Source organism: Paenibacillus rhizoryzae, from assembly GCF_059686995.1.
The window spans coordinates 138,582-158,480 of record NZ_JCAALT010000005.1 but is presented as its reverse complement, the minus strand read 5'-3'; the positions used below and the strand labels follow the sequence as shown (position 1 = coordinate 158,480).

Sequence of the window (19,899 nt, the reverse complement as noted above, 5' to 3'; positions counted from 1 at the left end):
AGTCGTCGTTAAGGCAATCGGAAGTAGCAGTGTACATTATTTTAGGAGGCCTAATCATGAATTTTAAATATGCTATTGGTGTTGACTATGGTACGGAGTCCGGCCGCGCAGTGCTTGTTCGTTTGTCCGATGGTGCTGAGATTGCTGAGCATGTTACGCCTTATCGCCATAATGTAATTGATGAGCGTTTACCTGAAAGCGGTTTAAAATTGGAGCATGATTGGGCGCTGCAGCATCCGGCCGACTACATGGAGGTGCTGGAGCAATCCGTACCTGCGGTTGTGCGTGAATCCGGTGTTGATCCTGCGGCTATTATCGGTCTGGGGATCGATTTCACCGCTTGTACGATGCTGCCGATTAATGAAGCGGGTCAGCCGCTTTGCTTGGATCCGGCCTACAAGGAGAACCCGCACAGCTGGGTGAAGCTATGGAAGCACCATGCGGCGCAGGATGAGGCGAACCGCATCAATGAAATCGCAGCGGCACGCGGAGAAGCGTTTCTTCCTCGCTACGGCGGCAAAATCTCCTCGGAGTGGATGCTTGCGAAAGTATGGCAAATTTTGAATGAAGCACCGGAAATCTATGAAACGGCCGATCAATTCGTTGAAGCGACCGACTGGGTCGTGGGTCAAATGACGGGCAACATTGTACGCAACAGCTGCACAGCCGGTTATAAAGCGGTTTGGCATAAGCAAGACGGCTATCCGAACCGCGCCTTCTTGAAAGCGCTTGACGAGAGGCTCGAGGATTTGGCGGAAACGAAGCTGCGCGGCGATGTTCTTCCGCTCGGTACAAAGGCCGGCGAGCTTACTGCTGAGATGGCCGCACGCATGGGGCTTGCTGCAGGCACGGCCATTGCAGTCGGCAACGTTGATGCACATGCTGCCGTTCCGGCGGTTGGCGTGGTGACACCGGGTAAGCTGGTTATGGCGATGGGGACTTCGATCTGCCACATGCTGCTTGGCTCGGAAGAGAAGCAAGTGGAAGGTATGTGCGGCGTGGTGGAGGACGGCATTATTCCGGGGTATTTTGGCTATGAGGCGGGGCAATCGGCGGTTGGCGATATTTTCGCCTGGTATGTGGATGAGGCGGTTCCTGCTTATGTCGTCGATGCGGCCAAAGGTGAAGGAATCAGCGTCCACGAATGGCTGGAGAAGGCGGCCGCTGAGCTGAACGTCGGCGAATCCGGCGTGCTCGCGCTCGACTGGTGGAACGGCAATCGTTCCGTGCTCGTCGACACGAACTTGACCGGCTTGCTGGTCGGGCTAACGCTGCTTACGAAGCCTCAGGAAATTTACCGCGCCTTGCTGGAAGCCACTGCATACGGCACGCGCAAAATCATCGATGCTTTCCACAGCAACGGCGTGGAAGTGCACGAGCTGTACGCCTGCGGCGGCTTGCCGCAGAAGAACCGTCTGCTGATGCAAATCTACGCAGACGTTACGAACCGCGAGATCAAAATCGCGGCATCGAAGCAAACGCCGGCGCTCGGCGCCGCCATGTTTGGCGCAGTAGCAGCCGGAGCGGACAAAGGCGGCTACGACAGCGTCGTTGACGCAGCGGCAGCTATGGCCCGCGTTCGCGAGGAAACGTTCAAGCCGATCCCGGCGAACGTTGCCGTCTACGAGAAGCTGTACGCCGAGTACAACCTGCTGCACGATTACTACGGCCGCGGCGCAAACGACGTCATGAAGCGCCTGAAAGCGATCAAGGAAGAAGCGAGCAGCACGCACTAATACATTTATTTGAAGCGGATGGGGCAGCCGATAGGCTGTGCATCCGCTTTTTGTTTGCGGACGTCGGGGCTGCGGTCAGACTAACCTAGTTGGCGCGGCTTGTGGAAGTGAGAGTCGGAAAATCCTACTCTCGCAGCCGAAACTGCGCCGAAATGAAGCTGAGAGTCGGGAAATCCGCCTCTCAGCGGTTCAACTAACCAGCTTGGGGAAGTGAGTCGGAGTGAGAGTGCGAAAATGGAACTCTCACCGTCGAAACTGGACTGAAATGAGGCTGAGAGTCGAGAATGGAACTCTCAGTGGTTCAACTAACCAGCTTGGCGCCTATTGTGGCAGTGAGAGTACGAAAATGAAACTCTCACCGTCGAAACTGCGCTGAAATGAAGCTGAGAGTCGAGAAATGGAACTCTCAGTGGTTCAACTAACCAGCTTGGCGCTGTGAGTAGGAGTGAGAGTACGAAAATGGAACTCTCACCGTGGAAACTGCGCTGAAATGAGGCTGAGAGTCGAGAAAAGGAACTCTCAGTGGTTCAACTAACGTGCTTGGCGCTATGAGTGGGGAAAACCTACTCCCACCGCTGAAACTGCGCTGAAATGAGCCCAAGAGTTGGGAAAGTCGTCTCTCAATGCGCCGATGGTGGCACATATGAGGAAACTAACCCCATTGCTAGCTGATAGCGGAATAGCCGCTCTCGAGGGGGAGGGACATGTGGAATTACAGCTGTAAGCGGAATAGCCGCTCTCGATGGTGTTCGAGTGGCGAAACTGCCCAGTAATCATCGGTTTCGACGGCTTTTAGCGGATATACCGCTTTCGAAGGTCGAAAACATGCGAGAACAGTGCTGTAAGCAGAATAACCGCTAATGTAAGCGGAATAACCGCTAATGGAGTAGCGGCCGCTCAAACCGCAAAACCGTGGTGACGGTTGTGAAACAACCAAATCACAAAATACAAAAAACCGCCCCACAGTAATTGACTGAGGGCGGTTTTTGTCGTGCAGGTTAGCCTTGGTTGTTTTCTTCCAAGCGCTGAAGCTGCTCATAGTTATTTTCAATCTGGTCGGGGTGAAGTCCGAAATACTCATCATCACCGCGCGGGCCACCGAATGGGGTTGCGATGAGCTCAAGTCCAACGGTGTCGTTGAATTGAACCGGGAGGTACAGCAGCGACTCCGGAATACGGCGACCGTTGAGACGCAGAATGGTGTCGACACTGCCAACCGTAGCAACTCCGTTGACGGAGATAATTCGGCCGTTATTGCCAAAGCGTACAACGCCTGTGCCTGCCAGCGCTTGCGCTATGGTCATGCCAGGGAAATGTCTTACATTATAAACCTGTGTTACCCAAGGGAAGAACGCTCCGCCGTTGATGACGACTCTCACAAATCGCTGTCCTGGTCCTGGGAATGGTCCTGGCCCCGGAATCGGAATTGGGATTGGAACCGGGAATGGGAACGGTGGAGGTGGAGGTGGGAATGGCCCAGGTCCTGGGAATGGTGGTGGTGGGAAGCCGCCGCCTCCACCGCCAGGGAAGCCGCCGCCCCCGCCGCCAGGGAAGCCGCCGCCCCCGCCGCCAGGGAAGCCGCCGCCCCCGCCGCCAGGGAAGCCGCCGCCCCCGCCGCCAGGGAAGCCGCCGCCTCCGCCGCCAGGGAAGCCGCCGCCTCCGCCGCCAGGGAAGCCGCCGCCCCCGCCGCCAGGGAAGCCGCCGCCTCCGCCGCCAGGGAAGCCGCCGCCCCCGCCGCCAGGGAACATGCCGCCCCCGCCACCTCCAGGGAATACGCCGCCTCCGGGAAGCATGCCGCCTGCTCCGCCGGGGAACGCGCGTGGTCCGCCGCAGCCACAATCCGAATATTTACTGGAATAGCCAGCAGGCGCACCAGGAATATACGTGTAGTAACTCATGTATCAAACTCCTTTTCCAAAAGCGTGGATAGGTAAATGTCTCGGTTCAGTGTATGCGGCTATCGCCTATCTGGTGTTCGATTTTGGCGCGTTTCGATACTATGCAGCCGCCTCTTGGTATACATATAGAGATGGGAGAAAGGTGGCTGATCGATGGGGTTCTATGTGGAAGTAGAGCGCGGCGTCAAAGTGTACGTCGAAGATGTCGGCTACGGCAGACCGGTCGTTTTCGTGCATGGCTGGCCGGTCAACCGCCAAATGTGGGAGTACCAGCTGAATGTCGTGCCAAAATACGGTTTTCGCTGCATCAGCATCGATTTGCGGGGCTTTGGCAAGTCGGATGCCCCTTGGCATGGGTACAATTACAATCGAATGTCTGACGATATTCGAATGGTGGTGGAGTCGCTCGGCATCCAAAACGCGACGCTCGTCGGCTTCTCCATGGGCGGTGCCATCGCCATCCGCTATATTACACGGCACGCCGCCCGCGGAATGTGCGGACTTGTCCTTGCCGCCGCAGCCGCACCTCTGATGACCCAGCGGCCGGGCTATCCATTCGGCAAACCGGCCTCTGAATCGGACGCCACGCTCCTTGGACTCATGACCGATAGACCGAAGACCATTGACGGCTTCGGCCGGCTGTTCTTCCACAAACCGATCAGCGATCCGTTCCGCACATGGTTCAACGGTCTCGGGTTCGAGGCATCTCCCTATGGTGCCACCGGAGGGACGAAGGCGCTTCGGGATGAGGATCTTCGCGCCGACTTGGCCCATGTCCATGTGCCGACAACGATCCTGCACGGCAAGCATGATCGTATCGTTCCGTTCGCCCTAGGCGAGCTGCAGCATAAAGGCATTCAGAACGCCAGATTCATCCCCTTCGAAGAAAGCGGGCACGGCCTCTTCTACGACGAGAGGGAGAAATTCAACCGGGAGCTGCTGAGCGTACTCACAGGCAAACTTGGCCCTCACACCCCGATCTACGACTGATAGTCAATCCCAAAAAACAAAAAGTCCCTCCAATTGCAGCAACTGCAATCAGAAGGACTGGGGATTTTCCTCATACCGCTTACGCACTTCACTGAGTTCGCTTACCGCTTCCGATCCTCGCGCAACTGGAACTGTCCAACCAGCTGCTGCAGGAATTCGGTAATGGCTTCGACATGATTGGAGGTATGGCGGACGTTGACGAAGTCGCCGAGCAGCTCCTGCACATTGCCCTCAACCTCCGTCGAAATGGTACGATTCTGCTTGCTGACCGTCGCGATCTTCTCCATAATCACAACGACCTCGTCGATAATTTGCGATTTCAGCGAATCATCTTCCTTGGTGCTGCTGAGCAGCTCGGAAGCCGCCGCGACGAGTGCCGTCCCTTCAGACACGACAAGCGTGCCCTGGGCCATCGTAGTTGTAGCGTCCTGGGCGTGAACATAAATATCTTGGACAATGCTGTGCACTTCTTCCGTCGACTTCTTGGTGAGGGCCGCCAGCTTCCTGATTTCCCCCGCAACAACAGCGAAACCTCTGCCTTGCTCGCCGACACGCGCCGCTTCAATGGAAGCATTCAGTGCAAGCAGATGCGTTTGTGCGGAGATTTCCTCAATGACGCCGAGGACATTGCGAATTTCATTCGTTGTTTTCATGAACGATTCGATGGACCGGTTCGTTTCCGTTACGCGGCCGGCTATCTGCTCCATTTTATCGCCGATGCGGAGCAGTTCCCCTTGCGCCACGCTGATGTTGGCGGAAGCCTTATCTTCCAGCAGACGAAGCGTTTCGCGCATCTCGCCGGCCACATCCTTGGCGATGTCGATATCCTTCAGCTGATTCCGAATGCTGAGAATCATATCCCCGATCCGGCCGCTGACACGCTCGGTCGTGCTTGCGGTCGCTCCGGTGGTCTCAAGCAGCGCGCGTTGATTCGTCAATACATCGCCGGAAGCAAGCTTCACCTGCAGCATAACGCCTTCGAGGGAGTCGATCATATTATTAATCCATTTGGCAAGCTCGCGAGTTTCGTTAGGCGGGAACAAGCTCGTATCGAGCCGCTGAGTAAGGTCGCCTTTCCCCTCGGCATTAATACGGATAAACTGGTTCAGCCTTCGCATTTGGAGAGAGGTCACCAGATTGCCTTTGCGATCCAAGGACCGCATCATGGCCAATCCGAACACGAAATTGAAAAGACCAACAATAATGGCCCCGGCTACAGGCATGGCGTTCGTGAATAAGTAGTACGCGAGAATGGTACCCAGTGCACCGAGAGCGGCTAGCCAGCCTAAAGCATGCCTGAATTGGGTGAAGCGAATGCTTCGAATGCGATACACTTCTTCCAAATCGCCCTCGCACATCATCCCCCATACATCCGGGCAGTGGGGAAGCTGGAAGGTAACGCCCTTGCCGATAACAGGAATATGTCGATAATCCGAATAACCGGGAAACTCCACGAACAGATTGCTGCCGTTTCGGATCGTGTTGGCCACACCGGGGTGAAGCTGACCTGTAGCAGGATCCGTGAATACTAGCTCCAGCTCCGTGTGTTCCTTCACGGAAACGATGCCCCAATCTGTAGTTACACCGTCCTTCAAATTCTCGCCATGCGTAAACGTGCGGTCCTCGAACCTGCTTCGCGATAAAGCCGTACCCGGTGCAATATGAGTATTCAACACGGGGCGCGCCATGAACAGATAGTTGTCCCCGGAATCGGGATACACATGCCCGGATTCCCGCTGGATGAGGTCGCCGATGACATCGTTTGGAACTCGGCCGCAGAGTGCGCCTTTCCACTTGCCGCCAAGCATGATTGGAGAGATGAACAGCAGAGTCATTTTATCGTGAAAAGAAGATGAGCTCGGCCCGATCTTCAGCGTCCATGGATCAGCATAAGGTCCGAATAAGCAGTTGCGGCCACTCGGAGCACCGCCCTTCGAATAAGCCAAACCAGGCTCCAGCAGACTGCCCGTTCCATAATGCTCGCCGGTATGGCGCGTCTCTGTTGAGAAAACAACGCGGCTGTCTTCGCCGAGCAGGAAGATCTCGGAGAAATCCGACGCACGTGCGCGAGTTCCTGCGAATAAACGCTCCAATGTGGAGGGATCCCAAGCATCGTCTTCTGCCGCTCCGGGCTGGCGAAAGGACAGCTGATGGTGCAGCCGATCCAGATGATCCCAATATTCATTTGTCCATGCCGTGAGAATATCCATCCGCGTATCTGCGATGCCTTCAAAAATATCCGCTACATCATCCTTCATCCCTGCATTCAGCTTGTACGACCGCCATAAAGGCAGCCCTTTGCGAAATCCCAGCCAATCAAACATCAGGTATCCCCATCTCTCTACTGAGCTATATGGGAGGAATTATAACATGAAAATAGTTCCAATAGTCTAAAAAATGAAAATTTTCTTTAAAAATCACAAACTCATGTTAGGTATATAGACGCAGTTTCGCGATATGAAAGCAAAAAGACCTCCGTGCATTTAGCACGAAGGTCTCCGGATGCGAACGAAACTTATTTCGCTGCGTCGTAACGTTTGCCAACTTCTGACCAGTTTACAACGTTCCAGAACGCTGCGATGTAGTCAGGGCGTTTGTTTTGGTAGTTCAGGTAGTAAGCGTGCTCCCAAACGTCCAGACCAAGAAGAGGCGTGTCGCCTTCCATGATCGGGCTGTCTTGGTTCGGAAGGCTGTAAACTTTCAGCTTGCCGTCTTGGCTAAGTGCAAGCCAAGCCCAGCCGCTGCCGAAACGAGTTGCTGCCGCTTTCGCGAAGTCAGCTTTGAATTGATCGAAGCCGCCCAGCTCGCTTGCGATAGCATCGGCGATCGCGCCTGTTGGTGCGCCGCCAGCGTTTGGTCCGATTGTTTCCCAGAAGAGGGAGTGGTTAGCGTGGCCGCCGCCGTTGTTGCGAACAGCAGTGCGGATAGCTTCCGGTACGCTGTTCAGATCAGCGATCAAATCCTCGATGGATTTGCTTGCAAGCTCAGGAGCGGACTCAAGAGCAGCGTTAAGGTTAGTTACATAAGCGTTATGATGACGGTCGTGGTGAATCATCATCGTTGTTTCATCGATATGCGGCTCAAGCGCATTGTTTGCATAAGGCAAAGCGGGCAATTGGTGTGCCATTGTTCAAAAACCTCCTATAATATGTATCGTTTTTCATTTCCATTATGCTCGTTCTCGGGCAATAAATCAACATAAATGTTTGTAAAGTACGACCTGCTGACAACTCCCTTGGAACACCTTCTAGCATGATCAAATTTGAACTTTGCAATTCATGGAAAATGAAATAAAGCTGTCTATTTTCATGAAAAACCACAGACGCCTAAAGGCAATACCATCTTATTTTGTATATATCTATATATAGTAGAACTTCTTGATATAGTCCGAGTGGAATGTCGTTCAAATGGGGAGCAACGATGAAAATATACGAAACAAAGCTAAAAGACGTCAAACTGATCGAAGCAGCGGTACATGGCGATCATCGCGGTTTTTTTACAGAGAGCTACAATCAGGCGTTATTCGCAAAGCATGGTATTGCCCGCGCCTTCGTGCAAGATAATCATTCGTTGTCAGCTGAAGCAGGCGTGCTTCGCGGGCTCCATTATCAATTGAATCCGAAAGCGCAAACGAAGCTCGTACGCGTTACGGCGGGAGCGATTTATGATGTTGTTCTGGATATTCGCGCAGGGTCGCCGACATACGGCCATTGGCAAGGATTCATTCTAAGCGCTTCGAACAAGAGACAGCTGCTCGTTCCGCAGGGCTTTGCCCATGGGTTCTGTACGCTTGTCCCAAACTGCGAGGTGCAATATAAAGTAGATGAACTCTATTCGCCGGAGCATGACCGCGGCATTGCGTGGAACGATTCGCTGCTTGCGATTGATTGGCCGGTAACGAATCCGATATTGTCGGATAAAGATCGGGGTCATCCCCCTCTGTCCACAGCGGAGAAAAATTTCTATTACGGAGGGTGAGGTAAGCCTGTGAAACTGCTTGTAACTGGCGGAGCCGGATTTATCGGCAGCAATTATCTTCAGTATATGATAGCAAAATATCCCGGCTACACCTTCATTAATGTCGATGCACTGACCTACGCAGGCAATCCGGCTAATTTAACGGCGATTGCGAATCTTCCCAACTACCGGTTCGTGCGGGCGGACATCGCGGATCGCGCTGCTATGGAGCCGATTTTCGCGGAGGGCATGGATGCTGTCATTCATTTTGCCGCTGAATCCCATGTCGACCGCAGTATCGCGCAGCCGGATATTTTCATCCGAACGAATGTGCTTGGCACGCAGACGCTGCTTGATCTGGCCAAACACTATCATGTGGCAAAGTTCGTCCATGTATCCACCGACGAAGTGTATGGGACACTCGGCGACACGGGGTTGTTCGCAGAGTCGACGCCGCTTGCGCCGAACAGTCCGTATTCAGCCAGTAAAGCGGGAAGCGATCTGCTAGTCCGTGCCTATCATGAAACGTACGGCATGAACGTGAATATTACGCGCTGCTCCAACAATTACGGGCCCTATCAATTTCCGGAAAAGCTGATTCCACTCATGATTCAGCGTGCACTCGCCGATCAACCGCTGCCTGTCTATGGAGATGGACTTCATGTGCGCGATTGGCTGTATGTCGAGGATCACTGCAGTGCGATTGACTGCGTCCTTCACGCGGGACGTCCCGGTGAGGTGTATAACGTGGGCGGAAACAACGAGCGCAGCAATCTCCAAGTGGTTTCTACGATCCTGTCGGAGCTTGGCAAGCCGGATTCACTTATTACGTTTGTCCAAGATCGCTTAGGACATGACCGCCGTTATGCCATCGATGCGGACAAGATTCGTAATGAACTGGGATGGGTGCCTCGATATGATTACCAATCCGGCATCAAATCCACGATCCAGTGGTATTTGAACAATCAAGCTTGGGTCGAGCAAATTCGATCAGGTGCTTACTTGGATGGTCGCTCATGACAGCTGCCAATCTGAATGAACTGAGGATTCTCGTCACTGGCGCCAATGGTCAGTTGGGAAAAGAGCTTGTGCAGCTAAAGGTCCGGCCGGGAATACATATCCTGGGCTATGGACGAGAGGGGCTGGATATTACAAATTCGGAGCAATGCGCCGACGTCGTGAGTGCCTACTGCCCGGATGTGATTATCCATTGCGCAGCTTACACGGCGGTGGATAAGGCGGAAACCGACGTGGAGGAAGCCTACCGGATTAATGCACTCGGCACTCGCAACGTTGCTGGAGCAGCGAAGGCATGCGGCGCCAAGCTTTGTTACATCAGCACGGACTATGTATTTGATGGCAAAGGCAGTGAACCTTACGAGATCGAGGAGCCGACCAACCCGCAAACGGTTTATGGGCAAACGAAGCTCGCAGGTGAGCTGGAAGCAGCGTCGCTGCTCGATCGATATTACATCGTGCGCACCTCATGGGTTTATGGAAAATACGGCAGCAACTTTGTCCAGACTATTCTTAAGCTGGCCAGTGAACGAGACCGGCTGAAGGTCGTCAGCGATCAAATCGGTTCGCCTACTTATACGCTCGATCTGGCCGCATTCCTGATCGAGCTTGTCCAGACTGACAACTATGGCATCTATCATGCTTCAAATACGGGAAGCTGTTCATGGTATGAATTTGCGCAGGAGATCTTGCAGAGCAGGGGGATGGCTAATTCGGTCGTAATCGAACCATGTTCGACAGCGGATTTTCCGAGACCTGCGGCCAGGCCGGCATATTCCGTCATGAGCCATGCCGCCATCAAGCGAGCTGGCTTGCAAGACCTAAGACCATGGCGGGAAGCATTAGCGCATTATATGAAGCATTCGTGAGAAAAAGTGCCCTTGCGGCACTTTTTCGCTTCGTATTGGGCCAATTGATAGGGTTAATGTTATGAAAACGCTTAATTTAAAGCGTTTTCACTAGGATTATGTAGATTTATTATATTTTTTAAGGTTTTTTAAAGATATTAGAAGGAATTCGAGCTAATTTGTCGTATTATTAATTTTACCTAAAGAAGAAGGGCTGTCGCTGTTTATGTGAGGCGAAGTTCATTTCTTCCCTAGCAATGCCGTTATTTCCATACTGCGTTTGAAGAGGAGCTTAAAGTTATGGACGTTCGATCCTTCCAATTAGCTGATTATCGGCCCGTTACGGAACTGCTGGAGACTGTGCTGTCAGAAGAGTGCTATGAACAAACGATGGAGGCTTTCGGCCGCCAACTATCATGGGACAGTGAGCTGGTGCTCGTTGCTGCGGTTGAAGATGAAATCGCAGGTATTATTATCGGGACGATAGACAAGGGCAGAGGGTACTATTACCGTATTGCCGTACATCCGAATTATCAACGTCAAGGTTTGGGTAAAGAGCTGATTCGCTCCCTGCGTGGACGATTTGAGCAACGGAATGTAACGAAAATCATGGTGACGGCCGACGAACATAACGAGCCGATTCTTTCGCTTTATGAATCATTGGGTTATGCCACAACGGACTTTTTCCGTTCCTTTCAGAAACTAAGTATTGTTGCCGGTTAGGCAGCAAGTCGACTCAAGCACTTATAAATAAGCAATTATGGACAAGCATATCTAGTGCGTCATTGATTTTGGCGTACAGATATGCTTTTCTTATAGTAAGAAAGTACATCACTAGGAGTATTACGCTTATGACTACGTACCGTCCTTGTGTTATCAAGAGTTTCAAGAACAACGGCCATTTGCACCGGATGTGGCTGGAGAATTGGCAGGTTCCGACAGAGCAGCTGGCAAGCGAGCATGCGGCGGAATCGATGCATGTGTTCATCAACAGACAGACACCGATTCAAGAGGCAGACGGCAAGCAGTGGATTAGCCGAGTGCCTGCAGTATCCTTCTTTATCCCCGGCGAGTGGTTCAATGTAGTTGGCCTGCTCGAGGATCATGGCGTTCGCTACTATTGCAATGTAGCCTCCCCGCTCTTCTTCAAACATGATGTTCTCACCTACATTGATTATGACCTTGATGTTATCGTGCCCCGCGGAGGGAAAGCGCAAGTCGTCGATCAAGAAGAATATGAGCTCCATAAGATTGCCTATCACTATTCGGAAGAAGTTAACCGAAAAGTAATGGAGGGGCTCGGTGCGCTGCTGAAGCGGATCGAGAACGGACAAGCCCCTTTCAATGATGACCTTATTCTCGGTTATTTTGAGGCGTGGAACAAACATATGGGCGAGGTGTAGCAGCTATGAACGTCAATCCCGGTTCGGATACGGAGTCTTCGGAGCAAGCAGGATTCGGGCCGCGCAAACGATCGGGCTCCCCGAAGGTCAAGGCGAAAGCAAAGGCAGCAGGGGCTTCTTCTTCTATTTCCTCTTCTCGTAGGGAGTCGAAGCCGCTGTCACCCTGGGTTGCCGAGCTGCGCAGCTGGTTTATCACGCTGGCGGTTGCCGCCGCGGTCGTTCTTTGCTTAAATGTATTCGTGTTTAACCTCTCGACGGTTAAGGGGCAGTCCATGGAGCCGACCCTGTATGAGAAGGAATGGCTGTTTGTGAATAAGGCTTCTTACTTCATGGGCGATCCGAAGCAAGGCGATGTGGTCATCCTGAAGGACCCTTCGAACGGAATCGAACATAAAGAGTATTTGGTTAAACGGATTATTGGGATGCCCGGTGACTCCATCGAGATTCGCCAGGGTCAGCTGTATCGCAATGGGAAGCTCGTTGTAGAGTCGTATACGGACACGGAAATTGAAGATTCGGATTATGGGCCGGAAACGGTCACGGCCGATCATTATTTTGTTATGGGCGATAACCGCCATAATAAGGCGAGTCGCGACAGCCGGTCGTTTCAGGCCGTGCCGCGCGATATGATTCTTGGCCGCGCGGATTTCATTCTGTGGCCCATCTCTAAATTGAACCATTTGTAAGCTTAAAGGAGACTCCGAGTTGGACGGGAGCAGCATGAACACGATCAACTGGCAACAGTTAAAAGCCGAGATGAAGGACGCTGCGGCGAGTCTTGGCATTGATAAAATCGGAATCGCTTCCGCGGAGCCGTTCACAGCGCTGAAAGAGCGGCTGGTTCGGCACCGGGAGCTTGGCTATGAGTCTGGCTTCGAAGAGCCGGACCTTGATAAACGGACGGAGCCTTCGCTCCTCTTCGAAGATCCGAAATCCATTATTGCGATTGCGGTCGCCTATCCATCGAAGCTTGTGGATCCACCGAAGTCCGAACCGGGAGCAAGACGGGGGTTGTTTTCAAGATCCTCTTGGGGAGACGACTATCACGGCGTCCTGCGCGAGCGGCTGCGGCGGCTGGAAGCTTGGCTGCTGGAACGCGTGCCTGAGGGACGTTTCTTAAGCATGGTGGACACGGGAGCGCTGTCAGATCGTGCAGTAGCGGAGCGGGCCGGGATCGGCTGGATTGGCAGCAACTGCTCGATTATTACGCCGGAGTGGGGCTCCTATGTGTACCTCGGCGAAATGATTACGAATTTGCCGCTCCCACCGGATGCGCCTGTCACGGAGAGCTGTGGCAGCTGTACGGCCTGTATCGATGCCTGCCCAACGGACGCGCTTGTAGCTCCGGGACAGCTGAATTCACAGCGCTGCATCTCCTTCGTCACGCAGACCAAGGGTGTTGTAACTGACGAGCTGATGCGCAAGATCGGCAATCGGTTATATGGCTGCGACACCTGCCAGGTCGTATGCCCCGAGAACAAGGGGAAGAATGCGACTCACCATCCGGAGCTTATTCCCGATCATGATAAAGTGAAGCCGCTGCTGGTGCCGCTGCTTACGATGGGGAATCGGGCGTTCAAGGAGCAGTACGGCAACAGCTCCTCGGCTTGGCGCGGGAGGAAACCGATTCAGCGCAACGCCGTTATCGCGCTTGGCAATTTCAAGGATGCAAGCGCTGTTCCTGCGCTTGCGGATGTGCTGCGCAGCGATACGCGTTTTGAGCTGCGGGCAACCGCTGCATGGTCGCTTGGCCGTATCGGCGGAGAGGACGCGGCAGAAGTGCTCAAGGCAGCGGCGCTGCGCGAGCAGGATGAAACGGTTCAGCAAGCAATCAAGGACGCGCTTAAGAGCATGACAGCTTCGATGTGAAGATATGGGGAAGAGGTAGACATCATGAAATATGTCGATATCGAAGCGGTTGAACCAGGTGATATTCTTGGCAAGACGATCTATGCCGTCAATGGGGCGGTGCTGCTTTCCTCGAATGTGCAGCTGACCGTCTTTATGATCAGCACATTAAGGCGCATCGGCGTCACGAATGTCTATATTAAAGATGCGGGCATGCAGGATATGGATGAGCAAGAGGAGATTCTGTCGGAGGAAACCAAAGTCGGCATCATCAAGCAGATGGCCGAGACGATGGATTCGATTCGCTCCGGCAAAGATTTGAACTCCCGCGCGATCAGCTTAACGATTGAAGATTTGCTCTTCGATGTCATTCGCAATAAGGATGTGCTCGTTCAATTGAACGACATCCGTACGCGTGATAATGCCGAGTATATTCATGCGATGAATGTCTGCATGATCTCTTCCCTGCTTGGCGTCAGCTTGCAGCTGAATCAAGTGCAGCTGAAGGAATTGGCGATCGGTGCGCTGCTGCATGATCTCGGGAAGTCGGACCTTGAGGCAGAGGAAGAGAATGAGGAGCTTAAACGACATACGTGGCGAGGCTTCGAGCTGCTAAAGGCCAAACGCGAGTTCAGTTTGCTCATCGCTCATGTTGCGTTTCAGCACCACGAGCATGTCGATGGATCCGGCGAGCCGCGAGGGCTGATTGGAGATCAAATTCACCTGTATTCCCGTATTGTAGCGGTGGCCAACACCTTCGATAACCTGCTCACGAGCGGCGGCGGAGACGCCGGGAGGCTGCTTCCGCATGAAGCCTGCGAGCGGATGATGGCGATGTCGGGAACGCGCCTGGATCACGAGATCCTGGTTCATTTCATGCGGATCGTCTCGATCTATCCGAACGGCGTATCGGTTCGGCTCACGACGAAGGAAACGGGCATTGTCGTCGGGCAGCACCGCGGACTGCCGGGCCGGCCAATTGTACGGGTGCTCCAGCGCGAGTCAAATGACAGCGTCGAGAGCCGGGAGATCGATATGGCGAAGCACACGACGGTATTTATCGAGCAGGTGCTGGGCTAAGCTCGGGGGCTTAGCTGGGCTAGGCAGCTGTGAATAGAGGAATTGAGCGATTGAGTGAACCTGACCTTGTTTGATAGTCAGGTTTTTTTTGTTTCGGGGATTGATGCCAGAGAGATGCGGAATATGGTGGTGAGAGTATCGAATTCGAGTTCGCATGAGGAATGCTCTAACGAACCGTACAGGTCTTATTTGCCTCAAAACACCTTCAAAAAAATGCTAACGAACCGTAGAGGTCGTATTTGACGGTTTGCTGGTGTTTTGGAGTCGATTTTGCCCAAATAAGGCTCCCATGGTTCGTTAGATTCTCGCAGCCGGGAAATTCACCCTAATAAGGCCACTACGGTTCGTTAGAATCCCGTAGTGTGGAAATTCGGTAAATGTGGCTCTGCGGCGGTTCATTAGATTTTCGCGGAATGGCAAGAGTAAGCGGCCAGCACTATCCGAGCTGCAGATTGCGGATACGGTTCTGAGATACCAATCAACATGAAGGAGGATCTCGTCTACCGGACGAGGTCCTTCTTTCCTTTACAGATTGTTTGCGAACGCATGGTCCTACATGCTATTATAAGTTGCAATATACTTACAGATAAGGACAAGGTGAGATGACAATGTGGACGGTCATTATTTCGATCATTACGCTCATAGTCGGCGCTGTTGGCGGCTTTTTCGCGGGCGTATACTACTTGCGCAAGCAGCTGGAGAAGATGCAAAACGATCCGGAAATGCTGAAAAAGATGGCAAAGCAAATGGGCTACAATATGAATAACCAACAAATGCAAAAAGCGCAGCAAATGATGAAGAACCAGAACCAGCAATTTACGAAGGGGAACAATCGGCCGGGCGGACGGAGATAAGAAGTACCGGGGATTGGTTCACAGGAAAGGAGACGTTGCAGATATGGCGGGCAGGAAAGATTACGTCAATTCAGCCGTTTCATCGAATAAGGATCAAATAGAGCATCATGTTCGTGAAATCTTGAAGCTTATCGGAGAAGATGTGGAGCGCGAAGGTTTGCTGGAAACACCGGCACGCGTAACACGGATGTACGAGGAGATTTTCGCAGGTTATGAGGTAGATCCGCGCGAAGTGCTGGGTGTTACTTTCGATGAGCAGCATGAAGAGCTGGTCATCGTACGTGACATTGTGTACTACAGCCAGTGCGAGCACCACATGGCGCCGTTCTTCGGCAAAGCGCATATCGGCTATATTCCAAGCGGCAAGATCGCAGGCTTAAGCAAGCTTGCACGCCTGGTTGAAGCGGTAACGCGCCGTCTTCAAGTGCAAGAGCGCATCACTTCGCAAATCGCGAATATCATGGATGAAGTGCTGCAGCCGCATGGCGTTATGGTCGTCGTCGAAGGCGAGCATTTGTGCATGTGCGCGCGCGGCGTGAAGAAGCCGGGCAGCAAGACGGTGACGTCGGCAGTCCGCGGTGATTTCCGTACAAGCGCAGCGCTCCGTTCGGAGTTTCTATCACTGCTTAAGCAGTAACTACAATAAAGGCTCTTTCTTGCAGACTGCCCGATCGGCGGCCTTGCAAGGAAGAGCCTTTTATTCTGGACTTAAGCGGCGGTGGTGGATTTACGAGCTGCATCTACCTGACTGAGGAACAGAGCAGCGCGTTGAATGTATTCCTTCGGATGCGTGCGGAACAGCATCTCGTGCATGCCGCCCTCCACGATCCACTCACGCGAGAGCGAGTTGTACTGGCCTGCGGAAACCCGCTCTGCGGTCGCCACCGGTGCTATCGCATCAGCGGTGCCATGCATGATGAAGAGCGGCATAGTATAGGTCGTTTGCAACACCTGTTCAACAGGCAGTTGTTTAAAGTTTACGCCTGTGAAGAACGGCAGCATCCATTCGATAATCGGGATAGATGGATACTTAGGCAGATCCATATACTGGCGTACATTATTATATAAGGAATCAGAGCTTGGGAGAAACGTACTATCGAGAATCATCGCATCAATACTGTCCGTCGAATCGGTTTGCAGCGCTGCCTGCAATGCGGTGCCCGCCCCCATCGAGAAGCCCCATACGACAACCTCGTCCGCGCCTTGCGAGCGGGCATAGTTGACTGCCGCAAGTAACTGCTGGGACTCTTCCTTGCCGCCGGTAGCCGGCGAACGCTGTCCGGAAGAGGCGTAGCCATAATCAAACATGAATACATTATAGTGCAGCCGATTCAGAAGGGCAGCAAGCTCGTACATCGGCACCCATGTTTCCTCGCGGTTCGCGCCGTAGCCGTGGCTGAATACGACCGTTCTGTCGGAATGTGTTTCCGTCCCGAACGCAGGAATATACCAGCCGTGAACGGTAGTACGCCCGCTCTTGCTCGGGAAGGAAACATCGCTGTAATCCAGCCCTTGAGCGATCTTCGGGTTAGAGTATAACGCAGGTACATAAGGATGCGCGATCACCCATGCGACATAGCCGTGGAAGGCGAGCGCAGTGAACAGCAGCAGGGCTGCCAAGGCCGACAGGACAGCAAGCGCGGCATGTTTGCGTCGAGTGCGGGTTCCTGCAAATGCCCGTTCAGGCACTTGCGGCGAAGGCAGCAGCGGGGGGAGCAGTCCGGACGGGAATCCGCCGGATGCGGGGAGTGCAGGTCTCAAAGTCGTTGTGCTCATGGTGGAGGCCCCCTTAAGAAGAATGAGTATGATCACGATTGCCGATGATTTTTTGAAAGCGCTTAACTAGTGCTATATTCCTATGGTATGGCGCGCGGCCGTAGCCTGTCAATGCGTGTCGACGTAATGTTAACCTCCTGTAACATGGCTGTAAAATAAGCCGCACCGGAAGCCAAAGCTTTACCGGGCCGCCATCCTTACGTTATACTGACTGTAACCAAGTTTCACTCAGTGAAACTATAGCGAGGAGCCGACTTACTATGGCTGAGGATGGAAAATCAACGGTTCGTGCTGTCGAACGAGCACTGGATATATTGCTTTGCTTTACGATAAAGAAAGAATGGGCCATGACGGAGCTTGCCGACAGCGTTGGGCTTCACAAAAGCACCGTTCATCGCATGCTCGCTACGCTTGAGGAACGAGGCTTCGTAGCCCGCGATGCGGCATCGGACCGCTACAAGCTCGGGCTTCGCATCTGGGAGCTGTCGGCGAATATGTCTGGCGCGGATGACCCCGCTGTGATCGGACTGCCGGAGATGGAGCGGCTGCGCGATATGCTGGGGGAAACCGTCAGCTTGTATTTGCGTGACGGCAATGAGCGGATCCGGATTCAAGCGGTGCAGAGCATCCAGGCCATACGCAGAGTGGCTCCGATCGGAGCCAGATTGCCGCTGTATGTCGGCGCTTCAAGCAAGGTGCTTATCGCCTTCGAGGAGCCGGTTAAACGCGAGGAGCTGCTTGCTGACGCCTCGTGGCCGGCTTCCTTCGACAGGCAGCAGTTTCGGGAGCAGATAGCGGAGTGGCAGAAGCTCGGCTACGCGATGAGCGTGGAGGAGCGCGAGCAAGGTGCGGCAGCTGTAGCAGCGCCCGTCTTCTCTCGCACAGGCAAGCTGGTCGCGGCATTGTCGGTGTCAGGCCCGGCGAATCGGCTGACGACCGAAATCATGCGCAGTCAGGCGCCTGCTGTTATCGAAGCAGCCCGCCGGCTTGGCGTCATGCTGAAATAAAACCAAAAAGAGTCGAGCTGAGGGCTGCTGCCTTCGAGCTCGACTCTTTTTGCGTTCAAAGAACCTATGGAATGATGACATCCGAATAACCCGCGAAGATACAGAATGTTCCGGGACTCGTATCCATCCATACGCCAATGTAGCCGCCCGGGGGAACGCTGACGATGTCGATATAATCGCCGATGAGCGGTACCGGTGTAGGGCTGCTGGCGTTAGGGTTGAACGAAACGTTGGTAATCCGGATATTCGTGAAGGTTTGACCGCCGTTAATCGAACGCGCTACAAAGACGTCCAGATTTGTTGGGCTGATCTGATTGCTGTAATAAATGATATTGACGACCCCTGTCAATGGATCGACATCAATAGCGGGGAAGAAGTTCTGCGTGCCTGCCGGAGCACCGGTAATGCTGACAGGTGTCGTCCAGTTATTCGTGTCCGGTGCCCGCTTAGACATAAAGATATCGGCATAACCAAGGCGGTTGTCCTGCCATACGGCATACGCTTGGTTTGTGAAGGGGCCAACTGAACGGTCAGTCGATATATTGGCAAAGGTGAGTACGCGGAAGTCCCATCCCGGAACGGGCAGAGGCGAAGGGACGGGGACAACTTGGGAGACGACAACCGCGTTTGGAAAGGAAGCGCCGCCGTCAGTCGACTGACGAACGATGAAGTTGAAGCTGGGGTCCACTGTGATATAAGCGACATCGACAACACCGACCAGATCGACTGTTATATCGGGCCGTTCCACTTGGTCTGCCTCGTTCGAGAGCAGCAAAGGTTGATCCCATGTAGTGCCGTTATCTCTGGAGCGATTGAAGAAGGCAACGGAGTTACCGCCATTATCAACGTTGAACTGGCGGTTATAGGTGACATACATATTGCCGATAAACGGACTTGCTTGCGAGGCATCGACCGTGCAGTTCGTTTCATCGTTGTTAATATACGAACCATAGCCCGGTCCTACGATTTGCGGAGCGCTAAATGTCGCGCCGTTGTCGAAGGATTTGTAGACAACCGCTGTACCATACTCTTCGCCCGGGAAAACGTGCGCGGAGACGAGAAAAATATTCGGGAATCCATACGACACGACGGGAGCTTCTGCGCCATTAAAGCCCGGAGGCAAAGGAAGCAGGCTATTGGCCCAACTGAACCCGCCGTCTAAGGAACGATATAGACCGATCAGAGGGGAACCTGATGTGTTATCGACGGCAACCGAAATCATAATGCCGGGAATGAGAAGATTCACGGCAACGCTCGGTTCAAACTTAGGCGGTCCTACCGGCGTGACTTGAAAGTTGAAGTTAGTCATGGTTTCCTCCTTCTAATATTAATTCATAATCTCATAAAGCATTGTATGAAGTTTGTCGAATAATGCTTGTTTGAATATCACGAAATGATTGAAAAATGTGTGTATGGAGGCGGATTAATTCCCAATCATTTATCCTTTGAAAGGAATAAAATGTAATTAATTGACATATGGGAGGT

Annotated in this window: 18 protein-coding genes; 13 read left to right on the top strand and 5 right to left on the bottom strand. The window is 53.1% G+C overall.

Annotation, left to right across the window (positions count from 1 at the left end; translation table 11 throughout):
- Positions 1 to 56: 56 nt before the first annotated feature.
- A complete protein-coding gene (locus AC6ESO_RS16265; protein WP_497092261.1) occupies positions 57 to 1,736 on the top strand; it encodes a ribulokinase in 1,680 nt (559 codons plus the stop codon).
- Between the two features lie 998 nt (positions 1,737 to 2,734).
- Here the strand turns inward: AC6ESO_RS16265 and AC6ESO_RS16260 are convergent.
- Entirely contained in the window at positions 2,735 to 3,634 is a 900-nt protein-coding gene (locus AC6ESO_RS16260; RefSeq protein WP_497092260.1) for a hypothetical protein, read from the bottom strand.
- A 153-nt stretch (positions 3,635 to 3,787) separates the two neighbouring features.
- Here AC6ESO_RS16260 and AC6ESO_RS16255 point away from each other — a divergent pair, with 153 nt between their 5' ends.
- Positions 3,788 to 4,624: an alpha/beta fold hydrolase gene (locus AC6ESO_RS16255; RefSeq protein WP_497092259.1), complete on the top strand. Its 837-nt coding sequence runs from the start codon at positions 3,788 to 3,790 to the stop codon at positions 4,622 to 4,624.
- A gap of 101 nt (positions 4,625 to 4,725) precedes the next feature.
- Here the strand turns inward: AC6ESO_RS16255 and AC6ESO_RS16250 are convergent, their stop codons facing one another.
- Positions 4,726 to 6,948 carry a methyl-accepting chemotaxis protein gene (locus AC6ESO_RS16250; protein WP_497092258.1) on the bottom strand — a complete coding sequence of 741 codons (2,223 nt, stop codon included), beginning with the start codon at positions 6,946 to 6,948 and terminating at the stop codon, positions 4,726 to 4,728.
- 191 nt (positions 6,949 to 7,139) lie between these two features.
- On the bottom strand, positions 7,140 to 7,751 hold the full coding sequence (locus AC6ESO_RS16245) for a superoxide dismutase (protein WP_090978782.1): 612 nt from the start codon (positions 7,749 to 7,751) through the stop codon (positions 7,140 to 7,142).
- Between the two features lie 293 nt (positions 7,752 to 8,044).
- Between AC6ESO_RS16245 and rfbC the strand changes: the two genes are divergently transcribed.
- The 10 genes from rfbC to folE all read left to right on the top strand — a co-directional run bounded on the left by rfbC (position 8,045) and on the right by folE (position 16,268).
- Positions 8,045 to 8,602 (top strand): dTDP-4-dehydrorhamnose 3,5-epimerase, encoded by a 558-nt coding sequence (gene rfbC / locus AC6ESO_RS16240; RefSeq protein WP_497092257.1) that lies wholly within the window; start codon positions 8,045 to 8,047, stop codon positions 8,600 to 8,602.
- Positions 8,603 to 8,611: 9 nt separating this feature from the next.
- Positions 8,612 to 9,601, top strand: coding sequence for a dTDP-glucose 4,6-dehydratase (gene rfbB / locus AC6ESO_RS16235; RefSeq protein ID WP_497092256.1), 990 nt, complete (start codon positions 8,612 to 8,614; stop codon positions 9,599 to 9,601).
- A 20-nt stretch (positions 9,602 to 9,621) separates the two neighbouring features.
- Positions 9,622 to 10,467: a dTDP-4-dehydrorhamnose reductase gene (gene rfbD / locus AC6ESO_RS16230; RefSeq protein WP_497092575.1), complete on the top strand. Its 846-nt coding sequence runs from the start codon at positions 9,622 to 9,624 to the stop codon at positions 10,465 to 10,467.
- Between the two features lie 279 nt (positions 10,468 to 10,746).
- The gene (locus tag AC6ESO_RS16225; RefSeq protein WP_091224131.1) at positions 10,747 to 11,169 is read left to right on the top strand and encodes a GNAT family N-acetyltransferase; all 423 of its coding nucleotides are present in this window, start codon (positions 10,747 to 10,749) and stop codon (positions 11,167 to 11,169) included.
- Positions 11,170 to 11,297: 128 nt separating this feature from the next.
- Positions 11,298 to 11,849: a DUF402 domain-containing protein gene (locus AC6ESO_RS16220; protein ID WP_494821145.1), complete on the top strand. Its 552-nt coding sequence runs from the start codon at positions 11,298 to 11,300 to the stop codon at positions 11,847 to 11,849.
- Positions 11,850 to 11,854: 5 nt separating this feature from the next.
- Entirely contained in the window at positions 11,855 to 12,535 is a 681-nt protein-coding gene (gene lepB, locus AC6ESO_RS16215) for a signal peptidase I (RefSeq protein WP_497092255.1), read from the top strand.
- A 34-nt stretch (positions 12,536 to 12,569) separates the two neighbouring features.
- Positions 12,570 to 13,718: a tRNA epoxyqueuosine(34) reductase QueG gene (queG, locus tag AC6ESO_RS16210; protein ID WP_497092574.1), complete on the top strand. Its 1,149-nt coding sequence runs from the start codon at positions 12,570 to 12,572 to the stop codon at positions 13,716 to 13,718.
- Positions 13,719 to 13,742: 24 nt separating this feature from the next.
- On the top strand, positions 13,743 to 14,777 hold the full coding sequence (locus tag AC6ESO_RS16205) for an HD-GYP domain-containing protein (RefSeq protein WP_497092254.1): 1,035 nt from the start codon (positions 13,743 to 13,745) through the stop codon (positions 14,775 to 14,777).
- Between the two features lie 608 nt (positions 14,778 to 15,385).
- The gene (locus tag AC6ESO_RS16200; RefSeq protein WP_494821248.1) at positions 15,386 to 15,631 is read left to right on the top strand and encodes a YneF family protein; all 246 of its coding nucleotides are present in this window, start codon (positions 15,386 to 15,388) and stop codon (positions 15,629 to 15,631) included.
- Between the two features lie 43 nt (positions 15,632 to 15,674).
- The gene (gene folE / locus AC6ESO_RS16195; protein WP_494821142.1) at positions 15,675 to 16,268 is read left to right on the top strand and encodes a GTP cyclohydrolase I FolE; all 594 of its coding nucleotides are present in this window, start codon (positions 15,675 to 15,677) and stop codon (positions 16,266 to 16,268) included.
- 71 nt (positions 16,269 to 16,339) lie between these two features.
- Here folE and AC6ESO_RS16190 read toward each other — a convergent pair whose 3' ends face one another.
- Positions 16,340 to 17,407, bottom strand: a complete 1,068-nt coding sequence (locus AC6ESO_RS16190; RefSeq protein WP_497092253.1) for an alpha/beta hydrolase — start codon at positions 17,405 to 17,407, stop codon at positions 16,340 to 16,342.
- Between the two features lie 260 nt (positions 17,408 to 17,667).
- On the opposite strand from AC6ESO_RS16190, the gene AC6ESO_RS16185 reads away from it, so the two are divergent.
- Complete coding sequence (locus AC6ESO_RS16185) at positions 17,668 to 18,414, top strand: IclR family transcriptional regulator domain-containing protein (RefSeq protein WP_494821140.1); 747 nt, start codon at positions 17,668 to 17,670, stop codon at positions 18,412 to 18,414.
- Between the two features lie 64 nt (positions 18,415 to 18,478).
- On the opposite strand, the gene AC6ESO_RS16180 is transcribed toward AC6ESO_RS16185, so the two are convergent.
- Positions 18,479 to 19,723, bottom strand: a complete 1,245-nt coding sequence (locus AC6ESO_RS16180) for a sialidase family protein (RefSeq protein ID WP_497092252.1) — start codon at positions 19,721 to 19,723, stop codon at positions 18,479 to 18,481.
- Positions 19,724 to 19,899: the final 176 nt, after the last annotated feature.

What these genes read in the sequence shown, in the direction of transcription:
- AC6ESO_RS16255 (WP_497092259.1), top strand. Translation starts at nt 3,788, where the DNA reads ATGGGGTTCTATGTGGAAGTAGAGCGCGGCGTCAAAGTGTACGTCGAA.
- rfbC (WP_497092257.1), top strand. Translation starts at nt 8,045, where the DNA reads ATGAAAATATACGAAACAAAGCTAAAAGACGTCAAACTGATCGAAGCA.
- AC6ESO_RS16200 (WP_494821248.1), top strand. Translation starts at nt 15,386, where the DNA reads ATGTGGACGGTCATTATTTCGATCATTACGCTCATAGTCGGCGCTGTT.
- AC6ESO_RS16185 (WP_494821140.1), top strand. Translation starts at nt 17,668, where the DNA reads ATGGCTGAGGATGGAAAATCAACGGTTCGTGCTGTCGAACGAGCACTG.
- AC6ESO_RS16250 (WP_497092258.1), bottom strand. Translation starts at nt 6,948, where the DNA reads ATGTTTGATTGGCTGGGATTTCGCAAAGGGCTGCCTTTATGGCGGTCG.
- AC6ESO_RS16260 (WP_497092260.1), bottom strand. Translation starts at nt 3,634, where the DNA reads ATGAGTTACTACACGTATATTCCTGGTGCGCCTGCTGGCTATTCCAGT.
- lepB (WP_497092255.1), top strand. Translation starts at nt 11,855, where the DNA reads ATGAACGTCAATCCCGGTTCGGATACGGAGTCTTCGGAGCAAGCAGGA.
- queG (WP_497092574.1), top strand. Translation starts at nt 12,570, where the DNA reads ATGAACACGATCAACTGGCAACAGTTAAAAGCCGAGATGAAGGACGCT.
- AC6ESO_RS16190 (WP_497092253.1), bottom strand. Translation starts at nt 17,407, where the DNA reads ATGAGCACAACGACTTTGAGACCTGCACTCCCCGCATCCGGCGGATTC.
- AC6ESO_RS16180 (WP_497092252.1), bottom strand. Translation starts at nt 19,723, where the DNA reads ATGACTAACTTCAACTTTCAAGTCACGCCGGTAGGACCGCCTAAGTTT.
- AC6ESO_RS16220 (WP_494821145.1), top strand. Translation starts at nt 11,298, where the DNA reads ATGACTACGTACCGTCCTTGTGTTATCAAGAGTTTCAAGAACAACGGC.
- AC6ESO_RS16205 (WP_497092254.1), top strand. Translation starts at nt 13,743, where the DNA reads ATGAAATATGTCGATATCGAAGCGGTTGAACCAGGTGATATTCTTGGC.
- AC6ESO_RS16225 (WP_091224131.1), top strand. Translation starts at nt 10,747, where the DNA reads ATGGACGTTCGATCCTTCCAATTAGCTGATTATCGGCCCGTTACGGAA.
- AC6ESO_RS16265 (WP_497092261.1), top strand. Translation starts at nt 57, where the DNA reads ATGAATTTTAAATATGCTATTGGTGTTGACTATGGTACGGAGTCCGGC.
- folE (WP_494821142.1), top strand. Translation starts at nt 15,675, where the DNA reads ATGGCGGGCAGGAAAGATTACGTCAATTCAGCCGTTTCATCGAATAAG.
- AC6ESO_RS16245 (WP_090978782.1), bottom strand. Translation starts at nt 7,751, where the DNA reads ATGGCACACCAATTGCCCGCTTTGCCTTATGCAAACAATGCGCTTGAG.